We start from the raw sequence: 22,480 nt of genomic DNA, 5'->3' as shown, positions 1-22,480 counted from the left end.
TCTGGTCGAACAATCCGCAGGAACGGCTGAACAAAGAGATCCGCCGCCGCACCGACGTGGTCGGGATCTTCCCCGATCGCGGCTCGATCGTCCGTCTCGTCGGCGCGGTGTTGGCCGAGCAGACCGATGAGTGGACCGAGGCACGCCGCTACATGGGCCTGGACGTTCTGGCGAAAACTCGCATGCGGCTGATCTCGGGCGACACACCGGCACAGAACCCGCTGCCGCAGACACTTACCGCTTAACCTGCTGAAACAGGATCACGCGAAGGTCAACTCATACACCACTTCGCTGGACGTGACCGTGGAACCTCGCCCGCCCGGCGCGACAGCCGGGCCAACGCGCTGACCACGATCAGGAAATCAACCGCTAGCCGAAGCGCTCAGCCGACCAAACGAAGATCGTGAAAGATCGAGGCTAGGCGCCGGTCGAAGGCACATTCGGCCTGGCGCGCAGATGCCTCCAGGACCCGACCATAGACGTCCTCGCCAGGGCTCGGCATTCCCGGGCGGTCGTTCAGAAGAGTGGCGTGACAGCGGCCAAGATCTTTTACCCGCGTACGGCCGAGTACGGTCCCCACTCGCGGCCACGATGTTCCCCGCTGGCGGCCACATGCCCCATCGAGTCGCGTGAGGATCGCTACGTGGTGTGACGGCGAACTCCGTAGCGAGAGAAGGCTGCCGCGGCGCTTCCTGTCCTCGGCGCCTGGGGCGCCTGCGGGCCGGGTCGCCTTGCCACCGACTATCGCTGGTGGAGGTCCGACTGGAGGAACCTGCTCGCTCCTCGTCTCAGCGAGGAGGACTGTGGGTTCGGGCTACAGCGGTGAACACTCAAGGTAGTCGAGTTCGTGGCCAGATATCTCCCCGGAAACTGGCCGTCAGTGGGGAATCGCAACTGGCCACCATCAGTGGCGTGCTTGCGGCTGGTACACATCGTCGGAGCTGGTGAGCCCGGCTATGAACCTCGTCGCGTGGCTCGATGATTCGGTGCTCGGCAACATCTGTCACAAGACTTGCGCCCACGAATGCAAGGAATTCTTCGATGGTTACTACTCCTTCTGAAAGATCTACTTGATGATACAAAACCCGAGATGCTGACCGTAAAAATAGGTATTTAGATACTTTGTGGCTTTTGTCTGATTTATTTGCCTTCTCTAGCATGCTTATCTCTTTCGTTATCTCGGTGGTCCGCGTGGCAGCTGTTTTGTCGGACCGCATGAGTACGGTTGTAATGTGGCGAACACGGTGAGTGCGGAGAGATTCCGGATTTCCGACGATCATGTGCGGTATATGGCGCTGTACGCGGCCCTCATCGCGGCTGATGCCTTGACGGAGCCGGCTATGGAGGGGGAGCGTCGGCTGGTGGCGCTGACCCAGGCGCACGGGATAGTGATGGCGTTGCGCGGCCCCGCGCAACCGCTTGGATTCGCCGAATTCCGAGAGTTGGTTCGAGGTCCGGTCGCGGGGCTACTCCCGCCTGGCCGCGAGGACGGCGGGCTCGGTTCGATCTTTGCGATCGACCCAGAGACGGGCGAGCGGAACGTCGAGCTCGAAGCGCTTGACGGTGAGTACGGAGCCGTCGCGCGATTGTCGGGTGAGGTGGCGTACTGGCCGTGGCTCCGCGACGAACTGGCCGAAAACAAGGCCTACGCACTCTTCATGAAGGGCGAGAACCAGCGTGCTTACGTCAGGCGCCGCGAGTTCGTGGTCCGCCATGCGGCAGGGATCCAGAGATCGATGCGCTCGATGCCCAAGGAGATCGAGGATCTCTACGTAGCCGTTCCCGGGGAGCGCCGATACGGTCGCTGGTGTTTCCTTTGTCCGATCTGCCGCTGGCCGATGCGGGTACGTCCGGCCGAGGGCGTTACGGCGGTCGCTTGCGACGATCGAGGGCATCGGGAGCGGGGTGCCGATTACCGCTTTGTTCGTGACGACGATCGTGAAGGCGCACCGGAACTCGTTCGCATCCATCCACCGCCAGCGGTTCCCGCGCGCAGTCGTCCTCTCGCACCTGTAGCGGGCGACGCGCAGATACACGAAGCGGGGCGGACTCTGATGGTCGGTCCCGAATGCTGGCACTCGCACGTGGTGCCCGGCGTGCTGGAGCTTGCCCTGCACGACGAGCTGGGCAAAAGAGGCGTGAGCGTGGATCTCTGGCCCCGACTGGACTCCTACGACCTGCACATCACCGTCGAGCGGGAAGGTCGGCCGAAACGGGTCTGGAAGGTGGATGTGAAAGACGTCATCTCGGTCAAGGCGCTTATCCGCAGGTTGGAACGTGAAGGCAAGCCAGGGAGCGGACTCTACCTTGTAGTACCCGACAGGCTGGAATCGCAGGTGAAGCTGCTGGAGCGGGCGCTGGCAACGATGGGGTGGCAGGTTCGCGCCGCCTCAAGGCTCGCTCAGGAGATTTGCAGGGAGCAAGGGGTGTCATGGCCGTGAAGCGCGTGGAGGCGGACACCTCGCTGAAGGTGGCCGAGCTGGCTCTGACCCTGGCGGCACAATACTTTCCCCACGGCGACGACGAGATCGCTCGATTCGTCGACGCGGCGTTCCTGCTGTCAGGCCAGATGCACTGCTGGGACCGGTGGGAGAGCCTTACTTATGAGGAGAAACAGGGATTTGGCCGCCTTCTGGCGTTGCGACCTGAGCGGTTCGCCAATCCCACGGTCTTCGGCCGTACCCTTCTTCACCTTCTTTCGGCGGAGAGCCCGAGGATTGACTCTTTCCAGCTGACCGAGGACCGGACGGGCGCCCGCCCGGTACTTGGCGGGGATCTTTCCGGGTTTGCTGCGCGGTTGTTCGCAGAGCTGGAGACCGGCCCGCCCAAGGGTGGCGCGCTTCGGGTCGCGACGCCAGGCCCGTGGTGGGTGCGGCGTTCCTGGGACGGACGTGCCGGAGAGAACGTCGAGCTCACCATTCCGCATTTTCCCGATGCCGTGGCCGCCACCGTGCCACTCCTCGAAGTTTCCAAGGCACCGTACCGGGAGAACTTGAAGGTGCGGATCTCCGAGCTGCTCTCCCTCGCCGAGCGGCTCGACACCCTCCGACCCGATCGCACCCCTTACCTCCGTGCCACCCTGGACAAGCTGTTCGCGGGCCTGCGCACCGCGGACGGAATGCTCAAGGACGACCTGATCTTGGTGAGCGGGCTGCTCCGAATCCTCAACGCCCCCACCGGCACGGGTAAGAGCGTGCTGATGCGAGTGCTCGCCGTCCACCTCGCACAGCGGGGCATCCGTGTGGCCGTCATCGTCCCCACCATCGAATCCAGTCTCGGCACCGCACGGGAGATCGCTGACGATCTCGACCTGCTCGAGGTGGAGGTCGAGTGCACGCCGCTCATGTCTCCGAACCGGTTGCACGAGCGGGCGGTCAAAGTAGCGGAGAGGGCTGGAGTCGAAGCGGACTGGGATGAAGGCACCCGGTGGCGCCTTGATCACACCGGATACGGGTGTGCCCTGTCGGAGCTGGTCGATCCCGTGTCCCGCCCCAAGCCGGGGACCGAGCCGTGTGAACTTCATCGTTCGGACGGCAGAGGCGGTAGAGAGAGCCGTATCTGTCCTTGGAAGCCGACCTGCCCGAAGTTCGCACAGACGAGGGCTGCGGTGAGCGCGTGTGTCGTTGTCACCAATCATCACTACTTCCTTCGCGGCAAGCTGCACACAGCCCTGGAACTCGACGGCCGGCCCAGGGACCGGATGGCTGCTGCGGAATTTCTGCTGAGTGTCTTCGACGTCGTCATCGTCGATGAGATCGACCAGTTTCAGTCCACAGCCGTCGATGTGTGCGCCCGTGAAATGACGTTGTCATCCCGGGCACGATGGGAGGAGATCCCTCTCAAGCGACTCGACGACGATCGAGCCCGCATCCCGATACGCGACTCCCTGCGGATCACGCCTGCTCTGAGCAGGCTTCGCGAGCTGTCCGACCAGCTGGTCAACTTCGTCGCTGACGGAGCGCTCCGGCTCCCTGGCGTCCTCCAGGGGGTTCACACCACAAAGTGGCAGCTCCCGAATGCTTACGACCGCAGCCTCATCGAGGCTTTATTCAGAGTGTCTGAGGACAGCACTGTGAGTCCCGAGACCTATCGACGACTCGACTCGCTGTTCCCCGATTACGAGCCCGACCGCGATGCACAGTCCGCTGACTCGACCACCGAAGCGCTCGCCCCAGCCAAGGAGATCCTCCAGGCGCTCCTCAACCATCCGAACGAGGAATCCCTGAATGAGGCGAGGATCAAGCTAAACGATCTGCTGAGCCCTGTCGTATCCGACAAGAAGAAACGCGCCGAGCACGTCACTCAGATGATTCTCAAAGCATGGTTCGCCGCGCTCCAACATCACGTTCGGGAGCTCCAGGGCGAGGCCTCACGGCTGCGCTCGGTGGATCTGCCATCGGCTCGCGAATTCGTTGATGGACTGGCCGCCTTCGCGCTCAGGGGGCCCTTTCCGTACGGTCCCCTCGGCTATGCGCTGGTGGGCTTCCGGTTCGCCGGTCTTACCGATCCGGAGGGCTCCACCGAGCTGTCCCTGCAGACGATCACCGGTGACCCCCATGCGTACACCGCCCAGCTCGGCTCGGTGGTTGCGCTCACCCTCTGCGGTCACGAACGGATCGTGCTGGGGCTATCGGCAACGGCATTCTTTCCTGGAGCGGTCCGCGAACACGTTCATTCGCCGCTCACCTGGTGGATGACTGACGCCGCGGAGGACGCCATCACGGTCCGAGACGGCCGGGTGATGCGTGGATCGGACTACATCCAGATCTCCGGCCTCCCCAAACAGGCCAAACGCGGCGAGCTGGTAGAGATGGGGGAGCGGCTGTTCGAGACGCACCTTGTCCCCCTCCTTGAGGAGATGCGCCGCGACGATGCGGATCGGGCGAGAGTGGCGCTCGCCGTGAACTCCTACGAGCAGTGTCTGGACCTGGCGCGAGGTATCACGCAGGCGGTCGGCTACCGGGATGGCCTATGCGTCGCGGTCCCGGCGGACATGAAACGGCGCGAGGCACTTATGGGACGGTTTCCTCTCCGTCGTGGTGTGAACACGCTCACAGCGGATGAGTTCGAGGACTTCCCTGCGCACGGTGACATTCTGATCGCTCCCATGGCCCGTATCACCCGCGGGCTGAACATCGTTGTCGGTATTCGATCCGCTCTGTCGGCGATCTTCCTGTGCGTTCGCCCGCTCGCGCTGATGTCGGATCCCGCGGAAATGTTCGCCAGCGTCAATGCCGCCGGACACACGGGGGTCGAGCCGTCCGGCCGTCCGGCCGACATGCTGGCAGCGGCGCGGAGGCGTTCACGTGAACGGCTCTACCAGGTGCTGCGAGCGGCACCGCATTTCCGCAACCAGGACGACGAGTTACAGGAAGAAGTAGTCGCGGGAGTCATCGTCGACCTCATCCAGCTCGCTGGCCGCGCCCGCCGCGGCGGCACGGATATGCGGCTCTTCCTCGTCGACCATGCCATTCACGACAAGAGCTGGCGCAGTGACATGGCTACCATCATCCGCCGTATGTACGCAGCCTGGCCTGACGAGACTCGCCGCGACATGGCATCCGTCTACGGATCGGCCCTGACCTCTCTGCTCAAGGACGTCGCAGGAATCGATCCGACGGATGTTCAGTGATCCCCCACCACACCCAGCGCTCGAAGAGGAGCGGTAGCTGATGCCTGAGAGCATGAGCCGACTGAATGTTCTGGCCTTCCGATTCACCCCTGACCTGGCCGGAACGGTCCAGATCAGACGGCTGCCCGAGGAGTTCCAGCGCGCGTGGTGGGCCTTCGACAGTGCGTACAAGGCCACATGTGGCAAGGACGTCCAACCCGCGCACTCCGCGATCTCGCTGGCGCTGCGCGGCCTGCTCGGTGGACATGTTCACTTCGACCCCGGCAAGGGCGAACTCGTCACCGAGATGGACCTGGACGATCAAGACATCCTCGATGCGTTCACCCTGTTTCGCGCCTTCTCGCTCGAGGAGGAACCTGACCTTGGACGCCCCTGCGACCTCGCGAAGATCGTCGCCGCCACGCCGGCGGAGTGCGTCCATCTTGGAACGTTTCTTGATGGAGGGTGTACTCAGCCGAATCCGCCCGGGTGGGTGTTCGCGACTGCTGGTTGGGCCTTCGCCCGCTCCCTGGCCGCCCAGCCATGGGAGATTGACGGCAGGTCTGTACGGCTGCGCGACGACACCAGCGGCGCGCTCAACGCCTGGGATGATCTATGGGCAGGCGCCGTGCTCCGCCCGGTTGTTGGCTCGAAAGACAAACGATCCGAGCCTCGGCACTCCATGGCGCGCATCACCGCCCGGTTGAAGACCGTTCCGAACATTGCCCATCCGGTCCTGCTACTGGAGGGCAACGCCACCAGGATCAGCCCGACGCTGCGCGGTGTCAGTTCGGTACTCGTCGAGCAGAAGACAGCGGCAGCACCCCTCGTACGGCTCTCGCTCGATGGGAGAATCGCCCGACACGTCAACCGGCCCGCTGCACAGACCCTGGCCGCCCTCAGCGTGGACCGTGCCGTGCTCGACCTCCAGGACTTCGCGATCAACGCGGCAGAACCCGGCCGAGTACGCGGAATCGTGCCCAAGTCCTGGCGGTTCGCCATAGGCCGAGGTGTCGGGATGCACTTTCACCGGGCACTTCACCGGCACGTCCACGAGGTCTTTCCGGAGATCCAGCCGATCGGCACACGCGCCGTCAAAGGACGATTCCCGGCCCCGCGCCAGGGCCGGATCGAAACGGGCGCCATCGCGGCCGCCTTGCGAACCCATGGACATGCCTCGCTGACTGTCGTCTGCCTCTGGGCGAGGGACGTCAACCGGAGACGGATGCTGACCGAACTCGGCGCGGCCTTTGGCGTGGACTTACTGTATGAGGACCCAGCCGACGGAGCTGTCGTATCCGTGTCCGATCAGATCCGAGTAGCCGTCAAGCACGCGCCGGAGCTTCTCGACCACGGTCTCACCGTCGATCGAGTTGCATTGGCGAAGCAGATCCCTGTCCTGCATCCAGCGACGGGTGACCTCACAGTCGTCCTCTGCGAAACGGACTCCAACCACGGCGCGCGCGTCGAGCTCGAGGACAGTGAGGCGGAATCCGAGCAAGAAGCGCGGGCAGCCTATAAACGTTTCCTCGATCGGCGTAGAAGCCTGGAGGCCGAGGACGCCAAACCGCAGGTGCGACGGCTGCTCGCCCGCCTGCAGCTTGTAAGCCAGTTTCTTGATCAGCCCAAGCAGCAGCGTAAGCGAGCGAAGCCGCCGAAACACGAGGACTATCCCGCCCGGGCTGCAGTGATCGATCTGCTTCGCTCCGCGGGCATGACCGATGATCGGTTCACCCATGCCCTTGCCGGGGTCCGGATCGGCGAGCATCTCGCGTCCAACGTCGCGCACATCGGGATTCACATTCGGCAGCAGAACAAGCAGACGCGAGGGGGGAAGACCAAGCTCGTCGTGACGATCACGGCCTTGCTGCCCCCCAGTGGAGGCGAGACCGTCTGGAAGACCTTGGCGTGGGCGCATCGCGACCGGCCGCAATGGGAGCCATACCCCTTGGCATGCGCGCACTTCCACGCGGTCGCGCTGGAACGGGGTAGCCGCAGCCATGACGAGCTCGTCCGCCTGGCGGGCATCGTCGAACATGCCCTGGGCACGCTGACAGACAGCAGGCTCCGCGGTATTCCCTACGCGGTCTATGTTGACGGGTTCACCAGCCGCGGCGTCTGGCCGGGACTGTTCAACAACCGGCAGGGGGCACCGCCAGACCTGGATCGTCCCTGGCTTCCTGGGGCGACACTCCCCGCTGCTCAGCGACCCATCGCCACGGTTCGTGTCAACGCGGAACCGAGTGAGACGCCTCGGCCGGTAAGCGTCACGGCGGTACGGCTTGAGGCTGAGGGTCGTCAGATCAGGTCGGAATCACGGACCACGACCAGGCTCTTCCGGGTCGAGACGGACTTCGGTGACCCGGTGTTCTGGCTCTCCCGAGTGCCGGTCCAATTCGACGGGGCAGGTTCGGGGCGGCTCGGTGAGTTCACGACCCGATGGGGTGTCGAGGATGGGCCAGCGACCCGTCGCACCTGGTACTCCATGAACACCTTGGAGATATATCCGATCGGGCGACTACCCGACACCTCGATGGAAGCGCTGGCCGTGAGCGCCGCTCGCCTGTGCCGCCAGACGAGTGGCTGGGACGGCCAGACGACCTATCCAGAACCTCTGCACCTCGCCCGCCAGCTGGACCTCGATCATCCCGAGTATCGCGCTGACGAACTCCCCGACGACCCAGAGTCCCCACTGCTCGCTCACGACGAATGAAGGCGCGATGATCGGCCCCACTCCCCATACCCGCAAGCTTCTCGCCTTGCTCGGCGACAGCGAGCTCTCCCGCGCGGACCTTCTCAGCCGAGCACGAGTGAAGTTCCCACGCCAGCCTGACTCCCGGCTGTCCCTGCTCATCGACGAGGCCGTGACGGCGGGACACATCACCGATGACGCCGGAATCCTGTGCCGAGTAGGGAGCGTGCCAGCGCCCGCTCCCCGAGCGCGGGGACTGGATGCGCCACCGCCCAGGCCGCTGCGCGCGGTCGCGATCGATGTGGAATCGGTCGTACGTACCACCGATCGCGAGCCCTATACGGAAAAGCGGATCTTTCAGATCGGCGCGGTCCGCTGCGGGGCGGATCAGGTATGGGCCTCTGGGACCGGGCGGTTCACGCGCTGGCTGGCACTCCCGCTCGGCGAGGACTGGACGATCGCTTCGGCCCGGATGCGGGCGAGGCATGCCGCCGAGGCGATCTCTCCGGCGGAGGCCCTCACAGATCTCTTCGCCTTCCTGGAAGGTGCGGATGCCGTTGTCGCCTACAACGGCACCGATGCCGACTTCCCGATGCTCGCCGATGCGCTGGCCCGTGAGGGAATGCCGGACCTGCCCGGGCACCGGATCGATGGTTACTACCTCGCACTCTCCATGTGGCCGATGGCCCGTTCCCACCGCCTCGCCACCCTCGCCGAGGACCTGGGCATCGAGACGGACGGTCTCTCCTGGCACGACGCGACGGACGACGCCGAGTTGCTCGGGCGACTGCTTGAATTCGGTGCCCGGACTTTGGCTTCCTGGCCGGAGGGGCTCGCCGACCTGGTCGCCGGAACCTGTCCTGATTCGACGGCTTGGCAGCTGTTGCGCGAGATGGCGGGCGGCGCCAGCGCGTATGGGAGCAAACGCCCGACCACTCATGCTGAGATCGCTCAGCTCACCGTCGATCTCCTCGACGGCAGGGCACCGATGCGCAACCAGGGCGGTGGACAGGGCCGCAGCACACTTACCGCGGCTCAGCACCTGCGCGGACCCGATGGCAGGGTAGACCCGGTCGCGCTTGCGGCGCTGGTCCACGGTGAGCACGTACGACGGCGACCGGCCCAGGAGCAGATGGCTGCCGTCCTACACTCGTGGACCGATGCTGGCGCCTGTGGGGCTATCGAAGCGCCCACCGGCACGGGGAAGAGCTACGCGATCCTCGCCGCCGTCATCGATTGGCTCGCCGCGCATCCCGCTCACACGGCGATCGTCACCACGTATACCAAACAGCTTCAGGCGCAACTCGCAGATGACCTCATCCGGCTCGAGCAGGCAGTTCCCGGACTCCTCGGGCTGAGTGACGTGGTCAAGGGGAAGGCCAACCGGCTTTCGCTGCGGGCATTGCTCCTTGCTCTGGCGGATGCCACCGCGCTGGAGTCTGAGCGACGTCCGAGACCGAGTACGGCAGGGCGGTTCCTCCCGAACCCGCGCTACCGGGAACTGCTCATCTATCTCTTCCTGCGGTTGCGCGCAGCCCGTGAACCGTTTAGTTCCTGGGTGGCGCGCTCTGTTGACCCGGTGGACGTGCCGATGTTCTTCGCCGAGTACGCGGGCGCTGCGATCTCCGTATGGCTGACCAGCCTGTCCCAGGGCGATGCGGGTGATTACGCCGAAGACCCAGACAATCCCATCTCACTGCACACCAATACTGTTCGCGAAGCTCTCGCAGCTCGTCGGCTGGTTCTGGCGAACCACGCGTTGCTCCTCGCTCACCTGGATCATCTGGAGACGCTCGGCACGAGCACAGTCCTGGTCGTAGACGAAGCCCACGAACTGGAGAACGCGGCTACCTCCGCCCTCACCACGGTTCTTGACTATCAGGCGCTCGAAGACCTTCACGCCGAGCTTGAGTCCTGGACTCAGGAGGCATCGGCGGGCCCGCTCCGCGCCGCGGTACAGGAGGCTGTCGCCAATCTGACCAACCTTCTCGACCACGAAAGTCTCCCCAAGCTGGCCAGCCAGCTCTTTGACGCACGCTCGCCGGGTGCCTCGGTAGGCTCTCGCGGCATCACGCTCGCGAGTCCATTTGACGGTTCCGCAGGTCGTAACCGCATCGGCACTCTCGTAGGTCTGCTCAAGCGGCTCGCCGGTCTGTGTGAGGCTGTCACGGGAACCCTCAGGGCCTACAGTGCTGGCCAACCACTCGGCTTCTATACGCAGGAACGAGTCAGTGCGCTGGTGAGCCGCACAATGGCCCAAGGTTCCGCAGCGCAGGCACTCGTTGCCGATTTGGAAGATTTCCTCGATGGCGCGGAGCAGGCGCCGGCCACCGACGGGCGGTTCGCAGACTCTGAACCTGAGGAATCGACTGCGCTCAGCGACCCGGACGACGGCGACCTCGTCGATGCCGATGACCTATCCGATCTGCCCGGACTCTCGGCCGAAGGTGAGCAGCGGGAAGACCTGCACGATCGTGCAGAACGCGCTGGCGAGGAGGGCCGGATAGGAAGCTGCAGTAGTCGAGGCGCGCTGCCGCCGAACACCTCGAACCGGGTTGTCCACGCGAGGGAGCTAGGCGCCCTACGGGGCATGCTCCGGGCCTATAGGTTTCAGCTCGCGACCTCACCGGTCGAGTTGCCCGAGGACCCGGATTGGCGGCGGTTCCTGGGTGCCTTCCGGCGGACGTACTACATCTCGGCCACGCTTCGGGTGGAGGGTTCGTGGGCCTTCCTCCGATCACGGCTGGGGTTGGTGGAGGCAACGCGGACCCTGCATCTACCGAGCCCGTTCGACCTGGAAGACCAGATGGAACTTGTCTGCCTGGAGGACTTCCCTTCGTGGGCCGAGCAGGCAGAGGGTGCCATCAGGACCGTGGCCCATCAGCTGCGTGGATACGCTGCGGCGATGGTCCGCCCGGCCGATGGCGAGCGTGGCGGGTACGACAACGGGGCTCTTGTGCTCACCACGGCGCGGTCTACCTCCGGCGGGATCGCCGATCGACTCGTGGCGGAGCTAAGGCATGCAGGAGAACCGGCCCCTGTTCGCTCAGCGCTGGTACGTGGCAACCGGCAAGGCCTCGCCGAGTTCACCGACCGTGAGTACGGCGGCGGCTTCCTGATCGGCACCAAAGGGTTGTGGCAGGGCGTCGATATCGCCGACGCGCAGCGCCTCCGGCTTGTCTGGATCAACAAGCTGCCGTTCGCGCCGTTCGGCGATCCGGTGATCGAAGCACGCCGGGCGGCTGAGGCCATCCGAGCCGAGTCGCTCGGTCTTGAGGATCCCGAGCGGGCGGCCATCGAGCGGTACTACCTGCCGATGGCGGCGCTTCAGCTCCGGCAGGCCGTGGGGCGCCTGATCAGGTCCGAGCGTCATAGGGGCGTTGTCATAATCTCCGACCGCAAGCTCGCGGGGGTCTCAGCGCTGCGCCGGACCTATCGGAAAATCTTCCTCGGCTCGCTGGAGCCAGAGATCCTCAAGCCTCATCCTGTGACCTGGGAGCCAGGCGGAGGCAACGTCGTACCGATGACGGATGCCTGGCGCAGGATCTGGCATTTCTTCGCCCGTCACGAGCTGCTCGATCCGGGCCGCGCGTCGGAACTGTCGACCGACGAGGCCTTGGATGAGCACACGACGTTGCCGCAGACCCGTGCGATCAGGGAACTGGAGCTGAGCCGCGAAGAGGTCGAGCGATTGCGCTCCTCCGGTGGTCTGGCCGACGAGGTCGTCCAGAGAGCGGCCGCTGTGGCTGGATTGCTTCGGCTTCAGGACGGCTCAGCCGTCTTGAAGCCCGCCCAAGAACAGGCGATCCGTTCCGTCGCCGACGGAAAGGATCTGCTCGGCCTTCTTCCTACGGGCTTTGGCAAGAGCTACTGCTTCCAGCTGCCGGCGCTGATCCTGCCGGGCGTGACATTGGTGGTGTCGCCGCTCGTCGCCCTGATGCACGACCAGGCGCTTGAACTCAACCGCTCCATCGGAGGTGCGGTGCGAGCGCTCGTCGCCCCGATGCGTGAGTCCAACTCTCGTGCCGGGCGCACCGAGGTCCACGAACAGCTGCAAGGCCGACGTGATCACCGGATAAAGATCATTTACGTATCTCCGGAACGGCTGTGTCAGAGCCGCTTCCGAGAACTGGTGCGCGATGCCGTCCGCGATGGGATCATCACCCGAGTCGCGGTTGACGAGGCACATACGTCCATCCAGTGGGGAGACGACTTCCGGCCGTCCTTCCGCAGAGTCGAACGGTTGCTGGCCGAGCTCCGTACGGAGCACCGCCTTCGCGTGACGGCCCTTACCGCGACGGCCAACCACCATGTCCGCGCTGGGTTGCGCGAAAGAATCTTCGGGCTTCGTGAGGGCGAAGCCGATAGCGGACTCGTGACGGTCCAGGAGAGTCCGATTAGACCTGAACTGGCCATCCACCGCCGTTCGATCGCGTCGGCCGGACCAGCCAAGGTCGCTGCTCTACTGGAAGGGGTCGTCCGCACGATCGACGGTCACGCGATCTTCTACTGTCTGACGATCAAGGAGGTTCTTGCCGTCCACGCGCATCTGCGCGATCACGTCGGTGATGGCCGTGTGCTGGTCAGACGCTTCCACGGCCGCCTCACCGAGGCGGAGAAGGCGGCCGTCATGACGGAGTTCCGCGAGGCACCGAGGCAGGGTGAGGAAGGATTCGTTCCGCTACTGGTAGTGGCCACGTCCGCGTTCGGCCTCGGCATCGATCGCCCCGACGTGCGGACCGTCTTCTGCGTGTCGCCGCCGACCGATCTTGCGGCGCTCTACCAGCAGATCGGCCGTGCCGGCCGGGATGGTGGTGCGCCGGGCACAGTCAACGCCGGACTCGCCCTGGCCACCAATAGAGGATTGCGGACTGTCCAGTTCATGACTGACCGGAACCTCTCCGCATCTCTCGCCCGACGAATGGCCGTCATGGTGTTCGGCCGTCACGACGGTGTGCTGGACATCGCCGCCACGGCCGACCAGCTCATTGGTGAGGACCTGGACGCGGGACGAATCGACGCCGCTAAAGCCCGGGAGTCTCGGACACAGGATGAATACGCCGAAGGGATGGCCCGGGTCTTCGCGACGCTCGCTGACCTCGGAGCTGTCGAGGATCTCGGGGATTTCCCGCCTCGGGTGGCTGTCGGCGCCGGAGAGCTGCTCGATCCTGGCGGTATCCCAGATGCGCTGGAAGAGAAACTGATCGCAACTGTGCTGAGTCTTCCAGCACGTGAAGGGTCCCTTCACAGGTCAGCGCTGTTCCTTCCAGACCTCGACCGCCACCTGGCAGCCGAGATCGATGGATATGCCACCATGATTGAGCACCCGGCTGAGCTGTGGGCACTGCTGTCAGATCTGCACGACAGAGGGAGGCTCGATGTCTCCGCCGCGCCATCGCGCCGTTTCGTCACGGGCGTGAGAGTCGTGCGGCGTGCGCTGCCCGGCGGATTCCACGCGGCACTCGAGAGCCGTACTGAAAGGGCTGCCGCCGAGCTGGAGCGTCTGCGGGACTTCTTCCAGGACCACGGCGCCTGTTCCAATCGCAAGTTCGCTGACTACTTCGGTGTAGGCGAACTGCCCGAGGACTGCTGCTCCAGCCTCAGCAACCGTTGTTCGGCGTGCTGGGACCGCAGGCTCGACGTTCCAATGGGGGAGTCGAAGCCCGCGGTTGTTATGGCCCTCAACGCGGCCACCAGAAACTTGACCGCAAGCGGAGGCACCTCCGCCCCACAGGAACGGACTCTCGACAGGCAGGTCACCGCCCTTCTCTGGCATGTCGCCCGGGGCCTGACCGCCCAGCATCTCCGCCTCGCCTTACGAGGCGAGGACTCGTGGTTCCATGCTGGGCAGCGACGGAGGTTGAGGCTGCAAAGGACGATTACGACCAGCCGGTATTTCGGGGCGGCACCTCGGGTGACAGTGCGGCAGGTCGAGGACTCGCTCGCGCGATTGGAGGCTGCGGGAACTGTGGTGTTCGTCGAGGGGCGATGGAGAGAGGCGGGGAACGTGCGGCGTGAAGCCGCCCGACGGGCGAAGGAGAACCTGTGACGGTCTGGACTCCTTATGCCGATAATCCCTTGTTCACCGCCGAACTCATCCTCGGTCCTGAGGCCATGTCCGACCGCCAGAGAGAGCGACTCACTCGCTACCTCGAAGCATTGGCTTCGCAGCGCGGCGTCCTTCACACCGCGGTCGCGTTCAACGCCGTCTACTTCGGCTACGACCTCGACTACGGCGGCTACACAGGTGGCCCTGTGGACTTCGATCGCCTGCCCGATACGCGCTCAGACGCTCCGGCACCGCCGGTCGGGGCGTTGGTAAGCCTGGAGGTGGGCTCGGAACCGCTGTTCTGTGAGGTCCTCTACGCCGAGGGTGCGCACCCCGCCCTGGACGACGACGGTGCCGTCGAGCCCTGGCTGTCCGGGGCTCCCCGTGACACCGCAGGTCCCAGCGGGGGGCCAGGGGCCCGAGACAGACTGGTCGTGGATTTCGACGCCTTCGGCCATGGGGTGATCACTACCCGTGAACGCCTTGGTCGGTTGCGGCGTAAGGGCCGGTTGCTCGACGACCTCGGCCATCTTCTGCTGCCTTCTCCTGTGCGAACGGGATTCGTGGACTTTCTCCTGGGGCCCGCGCGGGAGTGTCTGATCACCGGCCCATTGCCCCTGCTTCTGGGTACTGACGCCGACGACGCGGATCTCGAGGCCGGCGTACGCAGAGCTCTCCGAACCCTCGACGCCCTCCTCGCCGCAGCTCCTGGTCTGCGACGTTGGGGACCCTATGCCTTCGCCCGCGATACGCTTGCGGTTCGACTCGGTGACAAGGAAGGCGAACTGGGCGGGGCCGACCTGGCCTCCATTGTCAGCGGAATGACCCGCCCGCCGTCGAAAACTCGCCGAAACCGGCACGTTGAGAGCGTAACCTACACGGCTGTTGGTCCCCGGTTGCGTGGCTCAGCGGCCAACCAAGCGGCGCTGGAAGGCGTGGCTTATGCTCTCGCTGTCTGCCACGCCAATGCCGTGTTGTCCGATGTGGCCAGACGCGAAGCCGATGAGAGAGGTGTTCTCCCTTCGGGCGGACATCTGCGACTCGACGATCTCCGGCAGGGTGGGGGTATCTGGCGAGTCTCCCACCCAGCCGGGCCGCACGCCGGTCTTGACCCACTTCTGCCGCTCGGCCTCGGTTGGCTCGAGAGCCTGCCACCCGCTGCCGACGAGGATGACCTAGTCACCAAACCCGAGGGTGAGGAACGGCTCACCATCACGGATTCCCAGGTTGACTGGACCAGCCCGTTACGGCTTCGACATCACTCGGAGGGGAGGCTACCCCTACCTGAACGTCTCGCGAGCGAACTGACTGCGGGAGCCGTAAGACTTCGGCTCAGCCATGACGGGTATGACCTCGATCCCGATGAGGCAGATCAGGCCGTCTGCGTCGAGTACCGAGAGGGCCACCCCTATCTGACCGGCGTCTGCTGGCCGCTGGAGTACTTCCCTGGCATCATCCTCGACTTCTGGTGGCCTCGCGGAGCCCCCAGCATCAATGCCGGATCGACCCTCCTCGATAGCCCGATTACGTTGGACGGCGAGCTCATCGAGCACCGATACGATCCCGGAATCGTTACCAGGGACAGAGCCCCGGGCTGTGTTGTCCGAGGAAGCGCCGTGCGCCTCGAGCTCCGTGACCGGATCCTGCGTGCGGTTCGTCGAGCGGGCCTCCTTCGGGCGGACGGTGCGGCGGTCTTGCCGGAACAGATGCTCACCAAGGCGGTCTTCGGCGATCCCGCCGCTCATGCGACGATCCTGCTAGCGCCCCTGACGGAACTACTCGCAGAGGGCGTTCTCGATCGATCTGTGGCGAGCAAGGACATGGGTTGCGCGCTGAATTTCCCCGCGACGCCTGGGGCGCCGGAGGTCCCCGTCCTGGTCTGGCGACCGGAGATTGTTCCGGCCGGGGGAAACACTTCCGGGCAGGGATCCCGCAACATCGCAGTGCGTCTCAAAGGTCACGATGTCCGCTCGTTTCTTCGACGGCTTCGGCCGGGTGAACGTGCATCCGAACTTGCTCGGGACGAATATCGGCGGGTCGGCGAGCATTTCGGGTTCGGACCGGAATTGCCGGTCGGCTACACCATCGTCCGCGCTCATCGCCGTGGAGTCTTATGAGCTCAGGCGAGCCAATGTTGGTATTTTCCTGCGGTCTAAGAGGTACGTAAGCAAAATAGTACTTGTGATGGAACAAGGCGGCTGAGAATGGCGAGACGTAAGAACCATGCGAGAAACGGCACGTGTGCCTGCCATTTAACGCGGGACTACGTCCCTGCCGATCCGGAGCGGTTCAGCCAGGCCGCGGAGGCCTTCGCGCAAGCACTCCGCCGCCTGCCCGATCCGTTTGCCGGCGCGATCACGGCGCTGACGCCCGCGGATGTGCGTTGGGGAATGAACAGGATCAACCCTGAGCGTCGCGGTCTTGTCATGAGCCGCCTTGGGCTCGGCAACATCAAGCCGAGCAAATGCCCGCTGTCCATGTGCGAGGGCATCCTTGCCAGGCTCAACCGACCAGAGGGCCGGTTCGCCGCTCAGACCTTCGCCCGTCCGGTCGTCGAATCACTCGGCAAGGGCGGGTTCCCTGAAAGTCTGGCCTGCCTGTACCTCTGGTCACATATGGGAACGGGGCTGACTCCAGACGCGGTCGCCGCTGACGCCCGGTTCCTTGCGGCATGGGCTGAACTGCCGTGGTGGCTACCTCCAGGAGTGTCCACCGAGCAAGGGGAAGCCGTGCTCGAAGCCGCCCAGCTGGTCATCGCCGTCAGCTCAGACTTTCCGCCGGGAACTCCCGAGGGTGGGCAGCCCGATCACGCTCATGAAGAACCGCCGCCGAGGAACGATCAACCTATGCACCAACAGCCACCAACGCCGGCAGTCGCCCCAGATTCTGAAATCTCGACAGGGTCGACCACAGATCCCGAACAGCTCGCGGTGGATCTGGCGCAGGCATGGTCGGACGCGAAGCAACGTGTCGTAAGGCTCGGCGAAGACCTTTCGGCAGGCTTGCTTCCCGATGGGACACACCCGGTGTCTTTCGAGCATCTCGCTGCCCACACCGCACTTGCGCGGAACCGCGTCGGAGCCGACCTGCCCATCCCGGATCTGCTGACAGCCCTGCGCCAGGTCGCGGATCGTGAGAAGCGAGCCGCGGAACTCGCATCACTAGGCGAACTGGAGGGCCCTGCGGGCCAGCGGAACGAGTTGGCAGCAATGATCGAAGCTCTCATAGCCGCCCCCCATTGGGGTGAGGAAGAGCGCCGCCAGGCTGACGGTCTCCACGCTCTCTACCGTCTGATCGATCTGGTAGCAGGTGAAGGTGGGGTTCCTGCCGACAAGACAGAATTCAACGCGCTCGCCGACAGGGCAGGCGTCCTTCCTATGAATCTCTCATTCCTTGCCGCGACGGGTCAGCTCACCCGCCCACACCTTCCTCCTGCGGATGTGGCGCCTCCCGCGAACGCAGAAGAAGACACATCGCCAGTGGCGCATGCCAGCGCAACCCTCATCGAACTCGCGGAGGGGACAGAGGCAGAAGCCCAGACGGAGGTCGCCCCGGCTGTAGTCCCGGTGTCCGCACCGAGCACCCCCGAATCGAGCGATACCCGGTACCCAGTGGAATGCCTGGCTGAACTGGTGGCCGCACGTCGCTTCGCCGCGGCGCACACGATGGCGGAAGCCATGGGCCAAGACGCTCCTGAACGCTGGCCCTACCGTGTCGCAGCTCTCGCAGAGGCCGTTAGGTCCGCCAGCGGCTCGTGTGCGGCACGGCTCGCTGCCGAGATGCGAGACGTCACCATGATCGAGCCCGAGCCGGTGGCGCTTCTCGTGGCCGTCCCAGCTCTGATCCGGGCCGGCCTCATCACTGGCGCATCTGACATCGGTGCACTCCTGATCGAGTCGGTCAATCATCTGGATCCTGAGCTCGGTATGGTGGCCGAGAGTGTGGGACGCACCGTCGTATCAGGCGCGCTCGCCGACACACCGCTCATCGGCATGCTCGCGGACGTTACCGAGTTGGAACGTCGGCTGGAGGAGGCCAGGGCAGAGGCGGCGTTACGACTGACGCGCCAGCGCACTATCCGGTTCCCGCGTGCCACGGCGATGGCGAAACGTTGGCTTGACGCCGAAAGCGGGCTTCTCGGATCACTCCTCTCCGCCGCTGCGGAGGATGATCGGACGAGGGTTCAGCAGGTCAAGGCGGAAGTCACGCGGCTGAACGCAACGAGTGAGATCAGTCGCGAGATAGATCGGCTCGATCATCAGATTCGGCAGAATGGAGCCAAACCGCTGGTGGGCGGCCCTCGTCAGAATCTGCACGCGCTTGCGGTCGGCGCGCTATCGGCTGTCTCGGCGTGGTTGGAGGCAGTCACTGCGCTGGAACGTCAGGCTCGACAGGGTCGCACGTGGGCGACCCATGCCATCGGGGCCTTGAGATCGGAGCTACTCAGCCGACGTGCCCCGGTAGCCGCTGTCCTGACAGACCGTGCAGGCAACCCCGATCCGTTGACAGCCGCTGCGGCCTACGCCGCCGCAGCGGCCATGGAGGACACGTTCGCCTTGCTCGCGGGCGACCGCAGCCTCACACCGGGCGAGCCGGCTGCGGACCTCGTCCTCACCGTCGAACTGCTCAAGATCTCGGGCGCCCGGCTCGATTCCGAGTCTTCCGAAGTCGTCCTTGGAGAAGATCTCCGAGGGGAGATCGCGATGCTCGCTGAGGCGTTCACCCTGAGCTGGGAAGAAGCCTATGCTCGCCATCTAGCGGGCGAGAACTACCCGGCCGCCGCCGCGATCATGAAGCTTGCCATAGAACAGCAGCCCCTGCGGGGCGGGCCGATGGCAGGTGAGGCCTTCGTCGAGCACGAACTGCGTGCAGCAGTTGAACGCTCCCGCAGCGAACTCCTCGACCTGCGTGACAGTCTGGCCGTGGAGGTTCGGCGGGCGCGGGGCCAGAACGAGCTTTCTGAACAGGAGGATACGCAGCTCGGAACGATGCTGGCAGCCGCTGACCCACTCCGCGGGGACCGCACAGATCTGCACGAAGTCCGCCGTCAACTCGGTACGATCAAGCAAGCGCTGCCCGAACTGCGCAGCGCGGCGGCCGAACGACTGCGTGATCGGTTGGACAATGCCATAGCCGAGCGGCAGAAGCCGGTCGATCCGGCCGAGCCCGCCAAGATTTCGGAACTGATCGACGACGGGAAGCTCTCGATCGCCGAGGAGCTGATCTGGTGCCTCGAAAACGATGCTGACCTGCCGGCCTGGGAGCCGCGTGAGGACCTGGAAGCATTCTTCCCTACCGTCCCCGAGGCCCTCCCCCAGGGGATCACACCCGATCACATCGAGGCGCTGCGTTCCGGAGGAATGATCGCTGACCTTCCAGTACTCGACTGCTCAACCCTTTCTGAAGGCTTCAGGGAGCGCGGCGCGATGGCGCTTCGCGACTGGCGGCTGCTTGCCTCAACGCCGCGGGATGGCCGTGGCCGCGGCGGCCAACTCGAGCACCTGACCGGCGTACTTCGACTGGCAGGTCTGGAGCCTGAAAGCATCAGAAAGATCAGCAATCATCCAGGAAACGGCTCGGAGCGTCGGTTCGTGCAGGCATCCGGCATTCGGTTCATTGGCCGGGCCACTCTGCCAGAGTTCGGCACCCGCCTCGGCGATGGCCGGCGCGCGGGCGGAGAGCTCAAGATCCTGTTGGCCTGGGGCAGGCCACCCGCCGACCTGCTGATGAGCTGGATCGATCACGACAGTTCCGGTGACAGCGTACTGGTGGCCTACTTCGGCACCATGACGGCGTCGGTGCGTCGTGCTCTTGCCGTACGTGCCGTCCACTCGCCCGCTCCGGTGATCGTCTTGGACGATGCCGCACTGGCCTATCTCGCCGTGAACGGTGAGGGCCAACTGCCCACGGCACTCGCGGTAGCGCTCCCGTTCTCCGCCATCAACCCCTACGTGCGCGACAAACGCGGTCCCGTGGCTCCCGAGATGTTCTATGGGCGCGACAAGGAACGCCGGGCGATCCTGGATCCCAATGGTACGCAGGTGATCTTTGGCGGGCGAGGTCTCGGCAAGTCGGCTCTCCTTCGTGACAGCAAGACGGAATGGGAGCGGACCCAGGGACGATTGGCTGTCTTCCTGGACCTCAGGGACATCGTCGGCAAGGAAGGCCTCGGTGCCGGAGCTGTCTGGGACAAGCTCCGTCAACAGCTGATTGTGGATGAGGTACTCGCTCCTGTGCGCGCCAAGGCGGCCCGCGGAGACTCTCACGACGCGGTCAAGGTGGGTCTGCGATGCTGGCTCGACGCCGACTCGAGGCACAGGCTCCTGGTTCTGCTGGACGAGGCCGACGGATTCTTCGAGTCGGACGCCCCGAGCTTCGTCCAAACCCACAGGCTCAAGGCGCTCGGAACCGAATTCGACGGCAGGGTCAAGGTCGTGTTCGCCGGTCTCCACTCGGTCCAACGATTCGCCAAGGTTGGGCGGAACGGCCCGTTCTCCCACCTGGCTCAGCGCCCCGAGGTCATCGGACCACTAAAGCATCAGCACGCGTTCGACCTGATCGCCAAGCCGCTCAGAGCGCTGGGCATGGTCATCGCGACGGATCTCGTCCACCAGATCAACATCCACTGCGCTTACCAGCCCTTCCTGCTCCAGATGTTCGGTCACCGGCTGATCGAGCTCATGCACCAGCGGAGAACCGGACACAACGCCGGACCGCCGTACGTGGTCTCCGAGGCGGACGTTGAGGCAGTCATCTCAGATCACGGGCTCAAGGGTGACATTATCCGGGTCTTCCGCGACACTCTGAATCTTGATTCGCGCTACAACGTCATCGCCAATGTTCTAGCCCACCATGCGTACGAGCGGGGCATGGATGCCCGGCTGAAGGAAAGCGACCTGCGTGCCGAGTGCGGCACGTATTGGCCGCAAGGTTTTGCTGGGCTGGATTTCGAGGGCTTCCGCGCCTACCTGCAGGAGATGGCCGGCCTCGGCGTGCTCCATCACAACAACGACGGTCTCGGCTGGCAGCTCAGATCCCTAAACGTCCTGCCGATGATCGGCAATCCTGATGACGTCCTGACGGAACTGGTAAATGCCGCCACCGAGCAGATACCTCACCGCGACCATGTCCTCCAGGCACGGCGGCTGCTCCGCGACGGCCGTACCCGGGCCCCGCTCACCGAGGAGCAGATCGACGACCTGCTAGGCGAGCACACCAACCAGACCCGGGTAGTGCTGGGCTCCCGCGCGACCGGTATCGGTGACGTGACTCAGACGTTGGACGAGGTCGTCGAAGCCCTCAGCCTTCGGTTCCGGCTGCGGAAACCGACAGGTGTCAACGAATTCAAGACCGAGTTGGTCGAGGGAGATCCAGGAGATCGAAGAATCATCCTTTCGGATCTGATCCGAAAGGAGACCAAGGCGGATGGTTGTCGCGACAGTCTGAAGTTGGCGCTCACGCTGCTTCCTCGAGCATCGGGTGTGACCCGCTCTGCCGTGCTCGTCGCGGATCCGAGTGTCATGAGCTTCTGGGAGGAAGCCCTTGCCATGGACGAGCAGGGCATGTCGGTCGTGCTGCTACGCCGACACACACGCTCGACTCTGAAGACATGGACGCTGGAGACCGATCGATTCGGTGCGCATCTGGATGGGCTCTACACGGTCACGTCCGGCTGGCCGTTCCTTGTCGAACGCGCCCTCACTGAGTCCTCCCGGCGTGCTGAGCACGACGTCCTGGCCAGGTTGTCGGCTGAACTCGACGCCCCTCAAGGAAGTCGCAACCTCCTGGAAGCGGTTGGGCTGCTGGCTGATCGTCGGGTGTCCAGAGGATATCGGGCGATCTCTGGCTTTTCCGATGGGTCAGGTCTCACTCATGCCGATTTGATCGCCGCCGTAGGGTGCGACATCGATGAGCACGACCCCGAGTCGACAGTCAGCTGCCTTCTCGCCCTGGATCTCTTCGACCTTGACGACCAAGGGCGCTATCGCCCTGAACCCCTCGTGGCGGCAGCCTGGGCAGCGCTTCCGTCTACCCCTAGGTCGTCTTAGCTTGGGATTTAACCAGCTCAAGATCAACGTGAGATCGTTTTCGCGGTTCCCCGGACAGTGACGCGGCCTTCGCGCGATCG

At 64.6% G+C, this 22,480-nt stretch carries 7 protein-coding genes; all 7 read left to right on the top strand.

Features of this window, described 5'->3' with window-relative positions:
* On the top strand, nt 1-245 hold a 245-nt coding region (locus AC3EO4_RS24340; protein ID WP_431898007.1), incomplete at its 5' end, for a transposase.
* A 987-nt stretch (nt 246-1,232) separates the two neighbouring features.
* Nucleotides 1,233-2,441 (top strand): restriction endonuclease-related protein, encoded by a 1,209-nt coding sequence (locus tag AC3EO4_RS24335; RefSeq protein WP_431898005.1) that lies wholly within the window; start codon nt 1,233-1,235, stop codon nt 2,439-2,441.
* Nucleotides 2,432-5,632 carry an ATP-dependent DNA helicase gene (locus AC3EO4_RS24330; protein ID WP_431898003.1) on the top strand — a complete coding sequence of 1,067 codons (3,201 nt, stop codon included), beginning with the start codon at nt 2,432-2,434 and terminating at the stop codon, nt 5,630-5,632. The genes AC3EO4_RS24335 and AC3EO4_RS24330 overlap by 10 nt, the downstream gene beginning before the upstream one ends.
* Nucleotides 5,633-5,672: 40 nt before the next feature.
* Nucleotides 5,673-8,324, top strand: coding sequence for an RNaseH domain-containing protein (locus AC3EO4_RS24325; RefSeq protein WP_431898001.1), 2,652 nt, complete (start codon nt 5,673-5,675; stop codon nt 8,322-8,324).
* Between the two features lie 7 nt (nt 8,325-8,331).
* Nucleotides 8,332-14,352 carry a DEAD/DEAH box helicase gene (locus AC3EO4_RS24320; RefSeq protein WP_431897999.1) on the top strand — a complete coding sequence of 2,007 codons (6,021 nt, stop codon included), beginning with the start codon at nt 8,332-8,334 and terminating at the stop codon, nt 14,350-14,352.
* Nucleotides 14,349-16,469: a hypothetical protein gene (locus AC3EO4_RS24315; protein WP_431897997.1), complete on the top strand. Its 2,121-nt coding sequence runs from the start codon at nt 14,349-14,351 to the stop codon at nt 16,467-16,469. Before AC3EO4_RS24320 ends, AC3EO4_RS24315 begins: the two co-directional genes overlap by 4 nt.
* 87 nt (nt 16,470-16,556) lie before the next feature.
* Nucleotides 16,557-22,400 carry a hypothetical protein gene (locus tag AC3EO4_RS24310; protein WP_431897995.1) on the top strand — a complete coding sequence of 1,948 codons (5,844 nt, stop codon included), beginning with the start codon at nt 16,557-16,559 and terminating at the stop codon, nt 22,398-22,400.
* Nucleotides 22,401-22,480: the final 80 nt, after the last annotated feature.

The organism is Nonomuraea sp. bgisy101 (assembly GCF_057708945.1).
This window is presented reverse-complemented; position numbering and strand designations above follow the sequence as displayed.

Coding starts and splice junctions, on each gene's coding strand:
- AC3EO4_RS24325 (WP_431898001.1), top strand. CDS start 5,673: ATGCCTGAGAGCATGAGCCGACTGAATGTTCTGGCCTTCCGATTCACC.
- AC3EO4_RS24320 (WP_431897999.1), top strand. CDS start 8,332: ATGATCGGCCCCACTCCCCATACCCGCAAGCTTCTCGCCTTGCTCGGC.
- AC3EO4_RS24330 (WP_431898003.1), top strand. CDS start 2,432: ATGGCCGTGAAGCGCGTGGAGGCGGACACCTCGCTGAAGGTGGCCGAG.
- AC3EO4_RS24310 (WP_431897995.1), top strand. CDS start 16,557: ATGGCGAGACGTAAGAACCATGCGAGAAACGGCACGTGTGCCTGCCAT.